The organism is Bordetella sp. 2513F2 (assembly GCF_054642735.1).
Genome location: NZ_CM137755.1, coordinates 1629310 through 1643298, shown reverse-complemented (window position 1 = coordinate 1643298; position 13989 = coordinate 1629310). Strand labels below are relative to the sequence as shown.

The following is a 13989-nucleotide window of genomic DNA, read 5'->3' as shown; positions in this document are numbered from 1 at the left end:
CCCATGAGCAAGCACCGCATCCTGCAGGTCGGTTCGCTGGGCGGTTCGCCCTCGGCCAACGCCCGCCTGGCAGACGCCTACGACGTCTTCGAACTCTGGAAACACGCCGACCGCGCGCAGGCGCTGGCCGAGCACGGCAAGGGCATCACGGCCCTGGTCACCTCCGCCAGCATGGGCGCCCGGGCCGACCTCATTGCCGCCCTGCCCGATCTCAAGGCCATATGCAGCTGGGGCGTGGGCTACGAAACCATAGACGTGGACGCGGCACGCGCCCGCGGCATCCAGGTCAGCAACACGCCCGACGTACTCACCGACTGCGTGGCCGACCTGGCCTGGGGCCTGCTGCTGGCCGCGGCGCGCCGCATCGGACAGGGCGAGCGCTTCGTGCGAGCCGGCCTGTGGGGCCAGGCGCCGGGCAACATCCCGCTGGGCCTGCGCGTCAGCGGCAAGAAGCTGGGCATCGTGGGCCTGGGCCGCATCGGCGAGGCCATCGCCCGGCGCGGCGCCGGCTTCGACATGCAGGTGCGCTACCACAACCGCCGCCGGCGCGACGACGTCCCCTACGACTACGCCGACACGCTGGTGGAACTGGCCGGATGGGCCGACTTCCTGATCGTGGCCACCGTGGGCGGCGCGGGCACCCGCCACCTGGTCGGCCGCGAGGTCCTGGAAGCGCTGGGCCCCAAGGGCATCGTGGTCAACATCGCGCGCGGCCCCGTCATCGACGAGGCCGCCATGGTCGAGCTGCTGGAATCCGGCAAGCTGGGCTTCGCCGCCCTGGACGTCTTCGAGCACGAGCCGAAGGTGCCCGATTTCCTCAAGACGTCCGACCAGGCCGTGGTGCTGCCGCACATCGGCAGCGCCAGCTACGAGACGCGGCTTGCCATGGAAGACCTGATGCTGGACAACCTGCGCGCCTATTTCGATACCGGCAAGGTGATCACGCCGGTAGCCTGACCGGCCCCGCCCGACCCGGGCGCCCTGGCGCGCCTGGCTGCGGACGCCCCGAAGCGGGTGTCGGGGGAGCCGCAGCCCCGCGCCGGCCTACGCCTCGCGCTCCTCGGTCTTGAGATTGTTGTCGCGGGCGAAATCCACCACGAACTTGTAGGCCAGCGGCTCGAGTTCGCGCAGGCGCTCGTCCACCACCACGCAGCGCACGCCATCTATTACCACCGGCAGCACGTACGGCGAATAGGTGAGGTGATTGCCCACGCTGCCCGGGGGACGGAACTGCGCCATCACGCCGGCAAGCCGCTCGGCCCAGTCGCTGGGGCGGAAGCGGGCACCGGTCTCGGTGACGCCGTGGATTACGAATTGTCTGACGCGAGTTGACATGGGTTCTTCACTGCGGGCAGCCTGAGCGCCGGAGCCGCGCATCAAATGCGGCCTGCGCCGCGAATTGTATATGATTGATCCTTTGGCCCCGGCCCCCGGCGGTACACCGAGCATGCCGGGCCCCCGCTTTGCGGGCCCGCGCCCAGAACACCGAAACATCATGACTCAGACCACGACCCAGACCGGCCCCCTGCGCCATTTCCTGCAGTTCAAAGACCTTTCCCCGGCCGAGATCGCCTACGTGCTCGACCGCGCCCGCCTGATCAAGGACAAGTTCAAGCGCTACGAACCGCACATGCCGCTGCACGACCGCACGCTGGCCATGGTGTTCGAGAAGGCCAGCACGCGCACCCGGGTGTCGTTCGAGGCCGGCATGTACCAGATGGGCGGCTCCGTCATCAACCTGACGTCCAACGACTCCCAGCTCGGCCGCTCGGAACCCATCGAGGATACGGCGCGCGTGATCTCGCGCATGGTCGACATCGTCATGATCCGCACCTTCGAGCAGACCCGCATCGAGCGGTTCGCTTCCCACTCCCGGGTGCCGGTGATCAACGGCCTCACCAACGAGTACCACCCCTGCCAGATCCTGGCCGACATCTTCACCTACATCGAACATCGCGGGCCCATCGCCGGCAAGATCGTGGCCTGGGTGGGCGACGCCAACAACATGTCGTATACCTGGCTGCAGGCCGCCGAGATGCTGGGCTTCACCCTGCACGTGTCCACCCCTTCGGGCTACGAGCTGGAACCGGCCCGCATCGGCGAGCCGGCCGCCTCGGTGCTGCGTCAATTCCGGGATCCCATGGACGCCTGCCGCGGGGCGCATCTCGTCACCACCGACGTCTGGACCAGCATGGGCTACGAGGCCGAGAACGAAGAGCGGCGCGCCGCCTTCGCCGACTGGTGCGTCGACGCCGAGATGATGGCGGTGGCCGACCCCCAGGCCATCTTCATGCATTGCCTGCCCGCCCACCGCGGCGAGGAAGTCACGGGCGAGGTCATCGACGGGCCGCAGAGCGTGGTCTGGGACGAGGCCGAGAACCGCATGCATGTGCAGAAGGCCCTGATGGAGTTCCTGCTGCTGGGCCAGCTGCCCGCGTAGGCTGCCGCCCGCCTGCCGTGCCGGGCCGCCGGGCGGCGCGGCATGGCAAAAGCGCTAAAATAGCCCGCTCGATTCCTCCCGGCGGCCCTCGCGCCGCCCTCGTCCCGTTGGCGCCCACTTCCTACCCATGACCACGATCCTCCCCAGCCTTCCCACCGGCCAGAAGGTCGGCATCGCCTTCTCCGGCGGCCTGGACACCAGCGCCGCGCTGCTCTGGATGCGCGAGAAGGGGGCCATCCCCTACGCCTACACTGCCAACCTGGGCCAGCCCGACGAGCCGGACTACGACGCCATCCCGCGCCGCGCCATGGAATACGGCGCCGAGAACGCCCGGCTGATCGACTGCCGCGCCCAGCTGGTGGCCGAAGGCATCGCCGCGCTGCAGGCCGGCGCCTTCCACATTTCCACGGCAGGCATCACCTACTTCAACACCACGCCCATCGGCCGCGCCGTCACCGGCACCATGCTGGTGGCCGCCATGAAGGAAGACGGCGTCAACATCTGGGGCGACGGCAGCACCTTCAAGGGCAACGACATCGAGCGCTTCTATCGCTACGGGCTGCTCACCAATCCCGAGCTGAAGATCTACAAGCCCTGGCTCGACCAGCGCTTCATCGACGAGCTGGGCGGCCGCGCCGAGATGTCGGAGTACATGAAGAAGGCAGGCTTCGACTACAAGATGTCGGCCGAGAAGGCCTACTCCACCGACTCCAACATGCTGGGCGCCACGCACGAGGCCAAGGATCTGGAGCAGCTGGCTTCCGGCATCCGCATCGTCAAGCCCATCATGGGCGTGGCCTTCTGGCGCGACGACGTGGACGTCAAGGCCGAAGAGGTCACCGTGCGCTTCGAGGAAGGCCGGCCGGTGGCGCTGAACGGCGTGGAGTTCTCCGATCCCGTGGCCCTCATGGCCGAAGCCAACGCCATCGGCGGGCGCCACGGCCTGGGCATGAGCGACCAGATCGAGAACCGCATCATCGAGGCCAAGAGTCGCGGCATCTACGAAGCCCCGGGCATGGCCCTGCTGCACATCGCCTATGAGCGCCTGGTCACGGGCATCCACAACGAGGACACCATCGAGCAGTACCGCATCAACGGCCTGAAGCTCGGCCGCCTGCTGTACCAGGGCCGCTGGTTCGATCCGCAAGCCATCATGCTGCGCGAAACCGCCCAGCGCTGGGTGGCGCGCGCCATCACCGGCGAAGTCACCGTCGAGCTGCGCCGCGGCAACGACTACTCGCTGCTGAATACCGAATCGCCCAACCTCACCTACGCGCCCGAGCGCCTGTCCATGGAGAAGGTCGAGAACGCGCCCTTCACGCCGGCAGACCGCATCGGCCAGCTCACCATGCGCAATCTCGACATCGTCGACACGCGCGAGAAGCTGTTCACGTACGTCAAGGCGGGCCTGCTGGCCGCGTCGTCGGGCGAGGCGCTGCCCCAGATCAAGGACGACGGCAGCAAGAAGTAAGGCTGCCACCCTGCCCCGCACAGGCCCGGAGCGCCCCGTCACCGACGGGGCGTTCTGCTTTGCGCGCCGGCCGGCCGTGCCCCGCGCTCCGGGCGGACCGCTACACTTCTACCTGCATCCCCATCTCAACCACGCGGTTGGGCGGGATCTTGAAGAACCGGGTGCTGCGCGTGCCGTTGCGCGCCATGAAGCTGAACAAGGCACGCCGCCATGCCGACATGGCCGGATGCTTCCCCGCCACCACCGTCTGGCGCGAAAGATAGAACGAGGTGCGCATCGGATCGAGGTCCAGCTCGGGATGGTCGTGCGCCACCAGGCGCAGGGCCGCGGGGATGTCCGGATCCTCCTTGAAGCCGTACTGCACCGTCACCTGCCAGCTCGATGCACTGACCGGCGTGAGCGTGTAACGATCCTCGGGGTCCAGGTGGGGCACGTCGGCCACGTGCACGGTGAGGAAGATGACCTGCTCATGCAGCACCTTGTTGTGCTTGAGGTTGTGCAGCAGGGCGGGCGGCACGTAGCCTGAATTCATCGTCATGAAGATGGCGGTGCCGTATACCCGCGCAGGCGGATATTCCTCCAGCTGCGTCATGAAGGGCTGCACCGGCTGCCGGTCGCGCGCCTGCAAGTCAGCCAGCAGCGTACGGCCTCGGCGCCAGGTCATCATGAGCACGAAGACCACGATGCCCACCAGCAGCGGCATCCAGCCGCCCTCGTGGATCTTGAAGACGTTGGCGCCGAACAGCAGTATGTCGACCACCAGCAGCAGGCCCAGGCACGCCATCCAGGCCAGGCGGCGCGCGCCGCGCGTGCCGCGCGGCAGCACGGCGAAAGCCAGCACCGAAGTGGTGAGCATGGTGCCGGTGACGGCGAAGCCATAGGCGGCGGCCAGGTTCTCGGAATTGCGGAACAGCAGCACCAGCACGATCACGGCACAAAGCAGCAGCGCATTGACCTGCGGCAGGTAGATCTGGCCTTTCTCGAGTTCGGACGTATGCAGGATCTGCATGCGCGGCCAGAAGCCCAGCTGCACGGCTTGCCGCGTGACCGAATACGCGCCGGAGATCACGGCCTGCGACGCCACCACCGTGGCCACGGTGGCCAGCGCCACCAGCGGCGCCACGCCCCATTCGGGCGCCATGAGAAAGAACGGATTGCGCAAGGCCGAGGGATCGCGCAGCAGCAGCGCCCCCTGGCCGAAATAGCACAGCGTGAGCGCGGGCAGCACCATGAAGAACCAGGCGCGCCGGATGGCGGGCCGGCCGAAGTGTCCCATGTCGGCATACAGCGCCTCGGCGCCGGTGAGCGCCAGCACGACTGCGCCCAGCAACAGAAAGCTCATCGTGGGGTATGCGTACACGAAGCGCGCGGCCATCATGGGATTGAGCGCGGCCAGCACGGCCGGCATCTGCCAGATCTGCCACAGCCCGAGCAGCGCCAGGGTCAGGAACCACAGGGCCATGACCGGCCCGAACAGCTTGCCCACCGTACCGGTGCCGCGCGACTGGATGGAAAACAGCAGGATCAGCACCACCAGCGCAAGCGGCACGATCCAGTGGTCCAGCCGATGCGAGACCACGCCCACGCCCTCGATGGCGGACAGCACCGAGATTGCCGGGGTGATCATGCTGTCGCCATAGAACAGCGCCGCGCCGAAGATGCCGAGGACCACCAGCAGCGTGCGCAACCGCCCGGTGCGGCTGCGCACGGCAAGCTCCAGCAGCGCCAGCGTGCCGCCCTCGCCCCGGTTGTCGGCGCGCAGGATCAGGGTCACGTATTTGTACGAAACCACCACCATGAGCAGCCAGAAGAGAATGGACAGCACCCCGAGCACGTGTTCGGGATGCAGGTCGGCGAAGGAGCTCAGGCAGGCCCTCAGCGTATAGAGCGGGCTGGTGCCGATGTCGCCGTACACCACGCCCAGCGCGCCCAGCACCAGGGCAGCGCGGGACGAGGCGGCGCCTGCGGGGCTGTGCGCGGACATAGCCGGGGCATTCATGCGTGACGTTCGTGGCGGGTGAGCTGGGCCCCCTTGCGCGGGCCCGGGAAGACGACCGAAAGACGGGTGCCCTGCAACGCAGGCAGGCTGACGAGCTTCCACCAGGCGCCATGCGCGTTGGCGATCTCGCGCACGATGGCCAAGCCCAGGCCCGAGCCGCCCACGGCAGCATCGGGCGCGCGGTAGAAGGCCTCGAACACCCTGCCCTGCTCTTCGGGCGGAATGCCCGGCCCGTCGTCCTCAACGATGAGGGCCGGCGGGTTGGCGCCCACCGTGAGGGCAATGTGGCCCTTCGGACGGCCGTAGCGCAGTGCATTGTCGATGAGATTGCCCAGCAGTTCGTCGAGCAGCAGCGGATCGCCGTCTATCCATACCGGATGCTCGGGTGCCGCCAGGTCGATGTCGACCTGGGCTGCCCGTGCCCGCGGAATCCATTCGGCGCCGCTGGCGCGCACCCATTCGCACAGGTCCAGACGCTGGAAGCGGTCTTGCGGGCGGGCGTCGGGATCGGCACGCGCCAGCACGAGCAGCTGCTGGCCCAGCCGGATCATGCGGTCGCTGACCGCCTTGATGCGCTCGGCCCGCACGCGCACGTCGTCGGGCAGCGGACGCGCCAGCATCAGTTCGGACTCCAGCCGCAGCCCGCTGAGCGGCGTGCGCAGCTGATGCGCGGCATGGCCGATGAAACGGCGCTGGGCCGCCAGCGAGGCATCGAGGCGCGCCAGCAGGTCGTTGATGTGGGTGACCAGCGGCGCGATCTCGGCCGGCAGGTTGGCCACCGCCATGGGCTGCATGTCGTCGATGGAACGCTGGCCGATCTCGTCCGCCAGATGATTCACCGAACGCAGGCCCGAGCGCACACCCTGGACGATCACGCCGGCAAACAGCGCGATCAGCAACACCTGCCCCACCACCACGAGCCAGAAGAAGTCCTCGAGCATCCACAGGGACATCTCGATCTTGTGGGTGATGACCCAGGTGGCGGCGAGATCCAGCAGGACCAGCACCAGGATGGGCGGCATGAGGCGCACCACCAGGTGGCGCGCCAGGGACCCCCGGGGCAGCCAGCTGGAACCGGAAGGCGCGGCTGGCGGTATCTGTCTGGGGGTGTCCGGCATGGGGAGGAGGCGCGGTACGGGCCGCTGCGCGTGTCAGGCGCCTTCGACGTCGAGGAGATAGCCGAAGCCGCGCACGGTCTGGATGCTGGCGCCGGTGCCTTCCAGCCGCTTGCGCAGGCGATACACGTATACCTCGACGGCGTTCTCGCTGAAGTCGGCATCCCAGGCCGACAGCGAGTTGACGATCTGGCGCTTGGTGACGACGCGGCCTGCCCGCGCCATCAGCATCTCCAGCACGGAGAGCTCGCGCACGGAGAGCGCCAGGCGCTGGCCGTGGACGCGCACCTCGCGGCCCACCGTGTCGAACACCAGCGGCCCGGCCTCGATGGTGGGCTGGACCTGGCCGGTGCGCCGGCGGCCCAGGGCGCGCACGCGGGCGGCGAGTTCGGGAAGATCGAAGGGCTTGGTGACGTAGTCGTCGGCGCCGGCATCCAGGCCGGCGACGCGGTCGTCCAGGCCATCACGCGCCGTGAGGATCAGCACGGGAACCTGGTTGCCGTCCTGGCGCAGATCGCGCAGCACGTCGAGGCCGCCACGTCCGGGCAGGTTGAGGTCGAGCAGGACGAGGTCGTAGGCCTGGCCGGCCACGGCCCCCCTTACCTTGTCACCTTCGGTGAGCCAGTCGACCGCGTATCCCTGGTCGGAAAGGAACTCCTGGAGCGCGTGGCCCAGGGTGGTGTCGTCTTCGATGACTAGAACTCGCATCGCGAGATTCTAGCGCGAACCCGGGTCGTGTGGCGCAGCCTTTTGTGCCGGTCAGGGCGCAGCCGGCGCGGCGGACGGTGCCGGCGTCGGGGCGGCCGGCGACTGGGCCGCGGCCGCCCCGGGCGTGGTGACGAAGCCGATGCGCGTCATGCCGGAGCGCCGGGCCGAGGCCATCACCTGTGCCAGCGTCTCGTAGCGGGTGTTCTGGTCGGCCCGGATGCGGATCTCGGGCTGGGGTTTCTCGCCCGCGACCCCCTGGAAGCGTGCGGGGAGATCGTCGATGCGCACCGGCTGCTCGTTCCAGAACAGCGCGCCGTTGGCGTCGATGGCCAGGTCGATGGTCTTGGGATCTTCCTGGATCTGCTCCGCGCTCACCTGCGGGATGTTGATGCGGATCGAGTGCGCCAGCAGCGGCGCGGTGATGATGAAGATCACGAGCAGCACCAGCATGACGTCGATCAGCGGCACCATGTTGATCTCGGAGACGGTATGACCGCCCGCCCCCTTGTTGTCGAAGCTGCCGAAAGCCATCATTCACTCCCGCGCGTGGGGGCGCCGCTGCCGTGGCGGCGCAGGGCCCGCACCTTGCCGTCGGACACGGCCACCTGCTGCCCCGTGATGAGGAACGCGAACAGGTCGTGCGCAAAGGCGTCCAGGCGCGACAGGAACACGCGATTGTTGCGCACGAACGTGTTGTAGGCCAGCACCGCCGGAATGGCCACGGCCAGGCCCAGGCCGGTCATGATGAGCGCCTCGCCCACCGGGCCGGCGATACGGTTGATCGTGACGCCGTCGGCCATGCCGATGCCCACCAGCGCATGATAGACGCCCCACACCGTGCCGAACAGGCCGACGAACGGCGCGGTCGATCCCACGGAAGCCAGCACCGTGAGGCCGTTCTCGAGCTTGGCGGTTTCCTCGTCTATGACCTTGCGCATGGTGCGCGTGACGAATTCGCCGTTGGTGCCGACTTCCTCGAGCTTGGTGGCGCCGAACTTGGCGTGGTGGCTTTGCGCGTGGATGGCATGGCTGGCCAGGTGGGAGAATGGATCGCGGGCGCCATGCGTGGCGATCTCGTTCTCGACCTGTTCCAGCGAACTGGCGTTCCAGAACTTGTTGAGGAAGTCTTCCGAGCGACGGCGCATGCGCATGCTGCTGAAAGCCTTGACCACGATGAGGTACCACGTGACCAGGGACATCAGGATCAGGATGACGAACAGCGACTTGCCCACGAAGTCGCTCTGGGCGATGAAGTGCATGAAGCCCATGTCGGGCGCGGGCAGCTGCGCCGCGGCTGCGCCCAGTGCGTCAGCGGCCTGCTGGGCGGCAGGCGCTGCGGACGGCGCCGCGGGTGCGGCCGCGGTTGCCGGCGGCGCGGCGGGCGTGGCCGCCTGCGCCACGAGTACGGCGTTGTGAAGGGCGTCGGACATCTCAGTTCCTCATCTTGAAATCGAAAGGCAGTTTGGCGCGGGCCGGATAGGCAACGCCGTTACGCATGAGCGGCTTGAACCGGGCCTTGCGGGCAGCGGCCAGCGCCGCCTCGTCTAGGCGGGAATGTCCTGAGGACTGGTCGATGGTGGCGCTTTGCACCTCGCCCCCGGTACCGATCAGGACCATCACCACCACGCGACCCTCCTCGCGCAGACGGCGCGACATCATGGGATACGTCGGCACGGGCCGGGCGCCGGCATACTCGACGTTGGACACCATCACCGGCTGGTCGGGCGGCGGCGCCTGCCGCGGTGCCTGGTTCACCTGGCTGCCTTCCGGCGTACCGGCAGGCGGCTTGGCGGCCGGGGGCGGCGCGGGCTCCGGCGTCGGGCGCGGCCTGGGCTTGGGTTCCGGTTTTGGCTTCGGCTTGGGTTCAGGCTTGGGCTTGGGCTTGGGTTCCGGTTTAGGTTCGGGCTTGGGTTCCGGTTTGGGCTTGACCGGCTCCGGCGGCGCCTCGACCACGGGCTCGGGCTCCGGCTCGGGCTCCACCACCGGCTCCGGTTCAGGCGGCGGTTCGGGCTCCACCACGGGCTCGGGCGGCGGCTCTTCCACCGGCGGCTCCGGCGTTGGTTCGGGTGCGGGTTCCGGGACGGGCTCCGGCGTAGGCTCGGCTTGCGCAACCTCGGGCACGGGCGCCTCGATCACGCTCACCATCACCGCCTCGGGCTCCATCAGTTCGGGACGGGGGCTTTGATTGAGGAAAATCGCGCCAAGCACTGCAGCATGCGCTGCAAGCACGAAAATACCGGCACCAGTTCGCAGTGCGAACGACGGCTGCGACGTAGAAGGAACTGACCTACCGTATTCGGGGCTAGGCATGAATCGCCGTGGGCTCTGGAAATCGGGCCGGCGAGCCAGGGCTTGCAACCCGTGCCGCCAGCGGCTTCAAACCCGACACATTATATTAAATGCGAATGATTCGCAAGTTCCCTCGCACCTGGAGAGCTGCCCCGGAACCGGGCAGCACCCGCATGCGCGCAGGTTACCCATGCAGCATGACAGCCGGGAAACGGCAGCACACGGCAGCGAGGAGAGGAAAACGGAATGTGGCGCGAGACGGCCAGGAGGAGGAGCGAAGCCCGCGTGCCGTACTGGCGAAGCAGCGCGGCGAGAATCGCCGCAATCGGCACGGCATGCGTGGGCTTTGGTGGGTGCTGAGGGGTTCGAACCCCCGACCTACGCCTTGTAAGGGCGCCGCTCTACCAGCTGAGCTAAGCACCCCCTGTGGTGCCAGTGGGGCAACTCAAAGCAATACGCGGACCGCAGTATAGCGGACCGCGTATCGCCGAGCAAATGCCGTCGAGCAAATGCAGCCACGCCCGTGCGGCGGGCCAGACTGCGGGGCTCAGTTGACGGCGTCTTTCAGCGCCTTGCCAGGACGGAACTTGGGCACCTTGGCCTTCTTGATCTTGATGCTTTCGCCCGTGCGCGGATTGCGGCCGGTGCGCGCGGCACGGGCAGAAACGGCAAAGGTTCCGAAGCCGACCAGCGTAACCGTACCGCCCTTCTTGAGAGTGGTCTTGACGGCACCGATCAGCGCATCCAGCGAACGGCCGGCGGCGGCCTTCGAGATGTCGGCCTTGCTGGCGATGTGATCGATGAGTTCGGTTTTATTCATTCAGGTTTACCCCTCACAAATTGGGTTGTGCCGACGCCCACGAGTCGGTGCCACGTGGCACGGCGTCGCGAAACAGTGAACTGACGAGTGCAAGCAGATTCTTGTGCTGCAGGAAAGCACAGCGTATTAACTGCTACGTCGCAGCAGCCTCGGCGTAAGACCTAGAGAGGCTGCTGCGACGTAGAGCCGTATTAGGCATCGCCGGCCGCACGGCTGTCAAGCATAAACCGCTTTACAACCCGCATGGTTGCTGGGTTTCACGCGTGCGGCCCCGCTGCGCCCGGGCGGCGGGCGGCCTCATCGCCCAGGCACGCTCCGCCACCCGAAACCGGGCCGGAGCGCGACGCTATACGTCGGCCCAGCGACGCAACAGGTTGTGATAGACGCCGGTGAGCTGCACCAGGGACGGATGCCCGGCAGCGTCCTGGTGCAGGCGCTGGATGGCGACGTCGAGCTCCAGCAGCAGGCTGCGCTGGCTGTCTTCGCGCACCAGGCTCTGCAGCCAGAAGAAGGCGCTGACGCGCGCGCCCCGCGTCACGGGCGCCACACGATGCAGGCTGGTGCCGGGGTACAGCACCATGTGGCCTGCCGGCAGCTTGACCGGGCGCGGGCCGTAGGTATCGTCGATGATCAGTTCGCCGCCGTCGTAGCTGTCGGGGTCGGAAAAGAACAGCGTGGCCGACAGGTCGGTGCGCACACGTTCGTTCGAGCCCGGCACGGCCCGCACTGCGTTGTCGACGTGATAGCCGAAGGACTCGCCGCCCTCGTAGCGGTTGAACAGCGGCGGGAATATCTTGCGCGGCAATGCGGCCGCCATGAACAGATTGTTGCCCGCCAGGCGCTGCAGGATCAATGCGCCCAGCTCCTGGGCCAGCGGGTGCTGCTCGGGCAGCTGGCGATTGTGTTTCACTTGCGCGGACTGGTGGCCCGCAGTGGCCCGCCCATCCACCCACTCGGCCGCGTCCAGGCGCTCACGGATCTCGCGGGCCTCCGGCGGCGTGAAAACCTCGGCAACCTCGATCAGCATGTCCGCCTCCGGTTCATTGCGCCATGCAGCCCTGCAGCGCCTGATCGAAATCGCGGATCAGGTCGGCTTCGTCTTCGATGCCCACGGACACCCGGATCAGGCTGTCGGCGATACCCATCTCCGCCCGGCGTTGCGGGCCCATTTCGTAGTAGATCGTATGGGCGGCCGGCAAGGCGAGACTGCGCGTGTCGCCCAGATGCGTGGCCATGAGCACCACGCGCAGGCGATTCAGGAAATCGAAGCAGTCGATGCCGCTGGCGAGCTCCACCGCAAGCAAGCCGCCGAAGCGCCCGCCGAAAAGCGCGGCGGCGCGCTCATGCTGGGGATGGCTTGCCAGGCCTGGGTAGCTCACACGCGCTACGCCGGGATGGGACTCCAGGAAACGGGCCAGCGCCAGCGCATTGCTGCAGTGGCGCTCCATGCGCAGTGCCAGCGTTTCGGCGCCGACCGCGATGCGGTGCGCCGGTTCGGCGGCGAGCGTGCCGCCCATGTCGCGCAGGCCCTTCTTCTTGATCTGCGTCAGGCCCCAGCCCGTGGGCGGCCCCTTGCGGTACGCGTCGTGGATGTTCGGATAGGCGCTCCAGTCGTACAGCCCGGTATCGGTGATCGCGCCGCCCAGCGCATGACCGTGGCCGGCGATGTACTTGGACAGCGAATTCATCACCAGCGACGCGCCCACCGTGCGCCCCTGGAACAGCCAGGGCGAGGTCAACGTGTTGTCGATCATGTACACCAGCCCACGTTCGCGGCACACGTCGCCCATTCCGGCCAGGTCCGCCACCTGCGTGCCGGGATTGGCGATGGTCTCGGTGAACACCATGCGCGTGTTGGGCCGCAGAGCGGCACGCACGTTGGCCGCGTCCGTGGCATCGACCGTACTGATCTCCACGCCCAGGTCCGCCAGCGTGCCGAGCAGGCTGTTGGTATTGCCGAAGATGTACTGGCTGGAAACCAGGTGGTCGCCGCGGCGCAGCAGCGTGCCGAACACCGCCGTCAGCGCCGCCATGCCGGTAGCGAAACTGACCGTGCCCTTGCCGCCTTCCATCGTGCTGATGCGCGCCTCCAGCGCCGTGGTGGTCGGCGTACCCTGGCGCGCATAGGTGAAGCCCGGCTTGCCCTGGAACACCGCCGCCAGTTCCCTGGCATCCTCGTAGACGAATTCGGAGGACGGATGCATGGGCTTGTGCACGGCCCCGTGCTCGACGGACTGCTGGCGGTCGGAATGGATGATGGCGGTGGTGAAGCCGGTCGTGTGCATGATGGATCGCTGTACGGGAACGCTACGGAAGAGAGGATGCGCCGCAGTTTACGCCTGGCGCTGGCGTACGGTTTCGTAGAGGCAGACGGCGCTCGCCACGCTGACGTTGAGGCTTTCCACCGATCCCAGCATGGGGATGTGCACCAGCTGGTCGCAGGTTTCGCGGGTCAGGCGCCGCATGCCCTCGCCCTCGGCTCCCATGACCCATGCCATGGGCTGGCGCGCGTCGATGGCATGCACGGGCTCGGCAGCCTGGTCGTCCGTGCCCACCAGCCACACGCCGCGATCCTTCATGCCGCGCAGTGCGCGCGCCAGGTTGGTCACCATGATGTACGGCACGGTATCGGCCGCGCCGCAGGCAACGCGCTGCACCGTGCTGTTCAGGCCCACCGCCCGGTCGCGCGGGGCGACCACCGCATGCACCCCGGCGGCGTCCGCCGTGCGCAGGCAGGCGCCCAGGTTGTGCGGATCCGTGACGCCGTCGAGCACCAGCAGCAGCACCGGCCCCGGGACGGTATCCAGGACCTCGTCGAGGTCCTGCGCCAGCTTGCGTTCCTCGGCCAGCGCCACCACACCCTGATGGCGCGTACCGCGCGCCAGGCCGTCCAGCCTGTCCGTGGGCACCGGATGGACCCGGCAGCCGGCGCGCCCGGCCTGCTCGATGAAACTCTGCATGCGCTTGTCGCGGCGCGAGGCCTCGACGTAGATCTCCCGGATCGAATCGGGCGCGTGGCGCAGGCGTGCGACCACCGCGTGAAAGCCCGCCAGGACTTGGGCCGAAGCCATAATAGGAAAACCCTCTAGGTGAGACTGGCCGGGCCGCGCCGGGCCCGGCGCGGCCGCCTCGCGGCCGCGGATCCCC

Annotated in this window: 14 protein-coding genes and 1 tRNA gene; 3 read left to right on the top strand and 12 right to left on the bottom strand. The window is 68.0% G+C overall.

Features of this window, described 5'->3' with window-relative positions; all coding sequences use genetic code 11:
• The first annotated feature begins 3 nt into the window (after positions 1-3).
• The gene (locus ACYBYQ_RS07805; protein WP_459618180.1) at positions 4-957 is read left to right on the top strand and encodes a 2-hydroxyacid dehydrogenase; all 954 of its coding nucleotides are present in this window, start codon (positions 4-6) and stop codon (positions 955-957) included.
• 87 nt (positions 958-1044) lie between these two features.
• On the opposite strand, the gene ACYBYQ_RS07800 is transcribed toward ACYBYQ_RS07805, so the two are convergent.
• Positions 1045-1335, bottom strand: a complete 291-nt coding sequence (locus ACYBYQ_RS07800) for a DUF3579 domain-containing protein (protein ID WP_459618179.1) — start codon at positions 1333-1335, stop codon at positions 1045-1047.
• A gap of 160 nt (positions 1336-1495) precedes the next feature.
• On the opposite strand from ACYBYQ_RS07800, the gene argF reads away from it, so the two are divergent.
• Together argF and argG are read left to right on the top strand one after the other, a co-directional pair.
• Positions 1496-2440 carry an ornithine carbamoyltransferase gene (gene argF / locus ACYBYQ_RS07795; protein ID WP_459618178.1) on the top strand — a complete coding sequence of 315 codons (945 nt, stop codon included), beginning with the start codon at positions 1496-1498 and terminating at the stop codon, positions 2438-2440.
• Positions 2441-2567: 127 nt separating this feature from the next.
• Positions 2568-3911 (top strand): argininosuccinate synthase, encoded by a 1344-nt coding sequence (argG, locus tag ACYBYQ_RS07790; protein WP_459618177.1) that lies wholly within the window; start codon positions 2568-2570, stop codon positions 3909-3911.
• 100 nt (positions 3912-4011) lie between these two features.
• On the opposite strand, the gene ACYBYQ_RS07785 is transcribed toward argG, so the two are convergent.
• The 11 genes from ACYBYQ_RS07785 to rlmB all read right to left on the bottom strand — a co-directional run bounded on the left by ACYBYQ_RS07785 (position 4012) and on the right by rlmB (position 13913).
• The gene (locus tag ACYBYQ_RS07785; RefSeq protein WP_459618176.1) at positions 4012-5910 is read right to left on the bottom strand and encodes a potassium transporter Kup; all 1899 of its coding nucleotides are present in this window, start codon (positions 5908-5910) and stop codon (positions 4012-4014) included.
• Positions 5907-7028 carry a sensor histidine kinase gene (locus ACYBYQ_RS07780; RefSeq protein WP_459618175.1) on the bottom strand — a complete coding sequence of 374 codons (1122 nt, stop codon included), beginning with the start codon at positions 7026-7028 and terminating at the stop codon, positions 5907-5909. The genes ACYBYQ_RS07785 and ACYBYQ_RS07780 overlap by 4 nt, the downstream gene beginning before the upstream one ends.
• Before the next feature lie 33 nt (positions 7029-7061).
• Positions 7062-7733, bottom strand: coding sequence for a response regulator transcription factor (locus tag ACYBYQ_RS07775; RefSeq protein WP_459618174.1), 672 nt, complete (start codon positions 7731-7733; stop codon positions 7062-7064).
• Positions 7734-7784: 51 nt separating this feature from the next.
• Complete coding sequence (locus tag ACYBYQ_RS07770; protein ID WP_459618728.1) at positions 7785-8264, bottom strand: ExbD/TolR family protein; 480 nt, start codon at positions 8262-8264, stop codon at positions 7785-7787.
• Positions 8264-9163 carry a MotA/TolQ/ExbB proton channel family protein gene (locus ACYBYQ_RS07765; RefSeq protein ID WP_459618173.1) on the bottom strand — a complete coding sequence of 300 codons (900 nt, stop codon included), beginning with the start codon at positions 9161-9163 and terminating at the stop codon, positions 8264-8266. Before ACYBYQ_RS07765 ends, ACYBYQ_RS07770 begins: the two co-directional genes overlap by 1 nt.
• 1 nt (position 9164) lies before the next feature.
• Positions 9165-10043, bottom strand: a complete 879-nt coding sequence (locus ACYBYQ_RS07760) for an energy transducer TonB (protein WP_459618172.1) — start codon at positions 10041-10043, stop codon at positions 9165-9167.
• A 326-nt stretch (positions 10044-10369) separates the two neighbouring features.
• Positions 10370-10445: transfer RNA gene (locus ACYBYQ_RS07755), tRNA-Val, on the bottom strand.
• A gap of 124 nt (positions 10446-10569) precedes the next feature.
• Complete coding sequence (locus ACYBYQ_RS07750; RefSeq protein ID WP_459618171.1) at positions 10570-10842, bottom strand: HU family DNA-binding protein; 273 nt, start codon at positions 10840-10842, stop codon at positions 10570-10572.
• Positions 10843-11188: 346 nt separating this feature from the next.
• Positions 11189-11869, bottom strand: a complete 681-nt coding sequence (locus ACYBYQ_RS07745) for a Fe2+-dependent dioxygenase (RefSeq protein WP_459618170.1) — start codon at positions 11867-11869, stop codon at positions 11189-11191.
• A 13-nt stretch (positions 11870-11882) separates the two neighbouring features.
• The gene (locus ACYBYQ_RS07740; protein ID WP_459618169.1) at positions 11883-13127 is read right to left on the bottom strand and encodes a cystathionine gamma-synthase family protein; all 1245 of its coding nucleotides are present in this window, start codon (positions 13125-13127) and stop codon (positions 11883-11885) included.
• Between the two features lie 48 nt (positions 13128-13175).
• A complete protein-coding gene (gene rlmB / locus ACYBYQ_RS07735) occupies positions 13176-13913 on the bottom strand; it encodes a 23S rRNA (guanosine(2251)-2'-O)-methyltransferase RlmB (RefSeq protein ID WP_459618168.1) in 738 nt (245 codons plus the stop codon).
• Between the last annotated feature and the right edge of the window lie 76 nt (positions 13914-13989).

What these genes read in the sequence shown, in the direction of transcription:
- rlmB (WP_459618168.1), bottom strand. Translation starts at nt 13,913, where the DNA reads ATGGCTTCGGCCCAAGTCCTGGCGGGCTTTCACGCGGTGGTCGCACGC.
- ACYBYQ_RS07740 (WP_459618169.1), bottom strand. Translation starts at nt 13,127, where the DNA reads ATGCACACGACCGGCTTCACCACCGCCATCATCCATTCCGACCGCCAG.
- ACYBYQ_RS07745 (WP_459618170.1), bottom strand. Translation starts at nt 11,869, where the DNA reads ATGCTGATCGAGGTTGCCGAGGTTTTCACGCCGCCGGAGGCCCGCGAG.
- ACYBYQ_RS07770 (WP_459618728.1), bottom strand. Translation starts at nt 8,264, where the DNA reads ATGGCTTTCGGCAGCTTCGACAACAAGGGGGCGGGCGGTCATACCGTC.
- argF (WP_459618178.1), top strand. Translation starts at nt 1,496, where the DNA reads ATGACTCAGACCACGACCCAGACCGGCCCCCTGCGCCATTTCCTGCAG.
- ACYBYQ_RS07785 (WP_459618176.1), bottom strand. Translation starts at nt 5,910, where the DNA reads ATGAATGCCCCGGCTATGTCCGCGCACAGCCCCGCAGGCGCCGCCTCG.
- ACYBYQ_RS07760 (WP_459618172.1), bottom strand. Translation starts at nt 10,043, where the DNA reads ATGCCTAGCCCCGAATACGGTAGGTCAGTTCCTTCTACGTCGCAGCCG.
- ACYBYQ_RS07750 (WP_459618171.1), bottom strand. Translation starts at nt 10,842, where the DNA reads ATGAATAAAACCGAACTCATCGATCACATCGCCAGCAAGGCCGACATC.
- ACYBYQ_RS07775 (WP_459618174.1), bottom strand. Translation starts at nt 7,733, where the DNA reads ATGCGAGTTCTAGTCATCGAAGACGACACCACCCTGGGCCACGCGCTC.
- ACYBYQ_RS07765 (WP_459618173.1), bottom strand. Translation starts at nt 9,163, where the DNA reads ATGTCCGACGCCCTTCACAACGCCGTACTCGTGGCGCAGGCGGCCACG.
- argG (WP_459618177.1), top strand. Translation starts at nt 2,568, where the DNA reads ATGACCACGATCCTCCCCAGCCTTCCCACCGGCCAGAAGGTCGGCATC.
- ACYBYQ_RS07780 (WP_459618175.1), bottom strand. Translation starts at nt 7,028, where the DNA reads ATGCCGGACACCCCCAGACAGATACCGCCAGCCGCGCCTTCCGGTTCC.
- ACYBYQ_RS07805 (WP_459618180.1), top strand. Translation starts at nt 4, where the DNA reads ATGAGCAAGCACCGCATCCTGCAGGTCGGTTCGCTGGGCGGTTCGCCC.
- ACYBYQ_RS07800 (WP_459618179.1), bottom strand. Translation starts at nt 1,335, where the DNA reads ATGTCAACTCGCGTCAGACAATTCGTAATCCACGGCGTCACCGAGACC.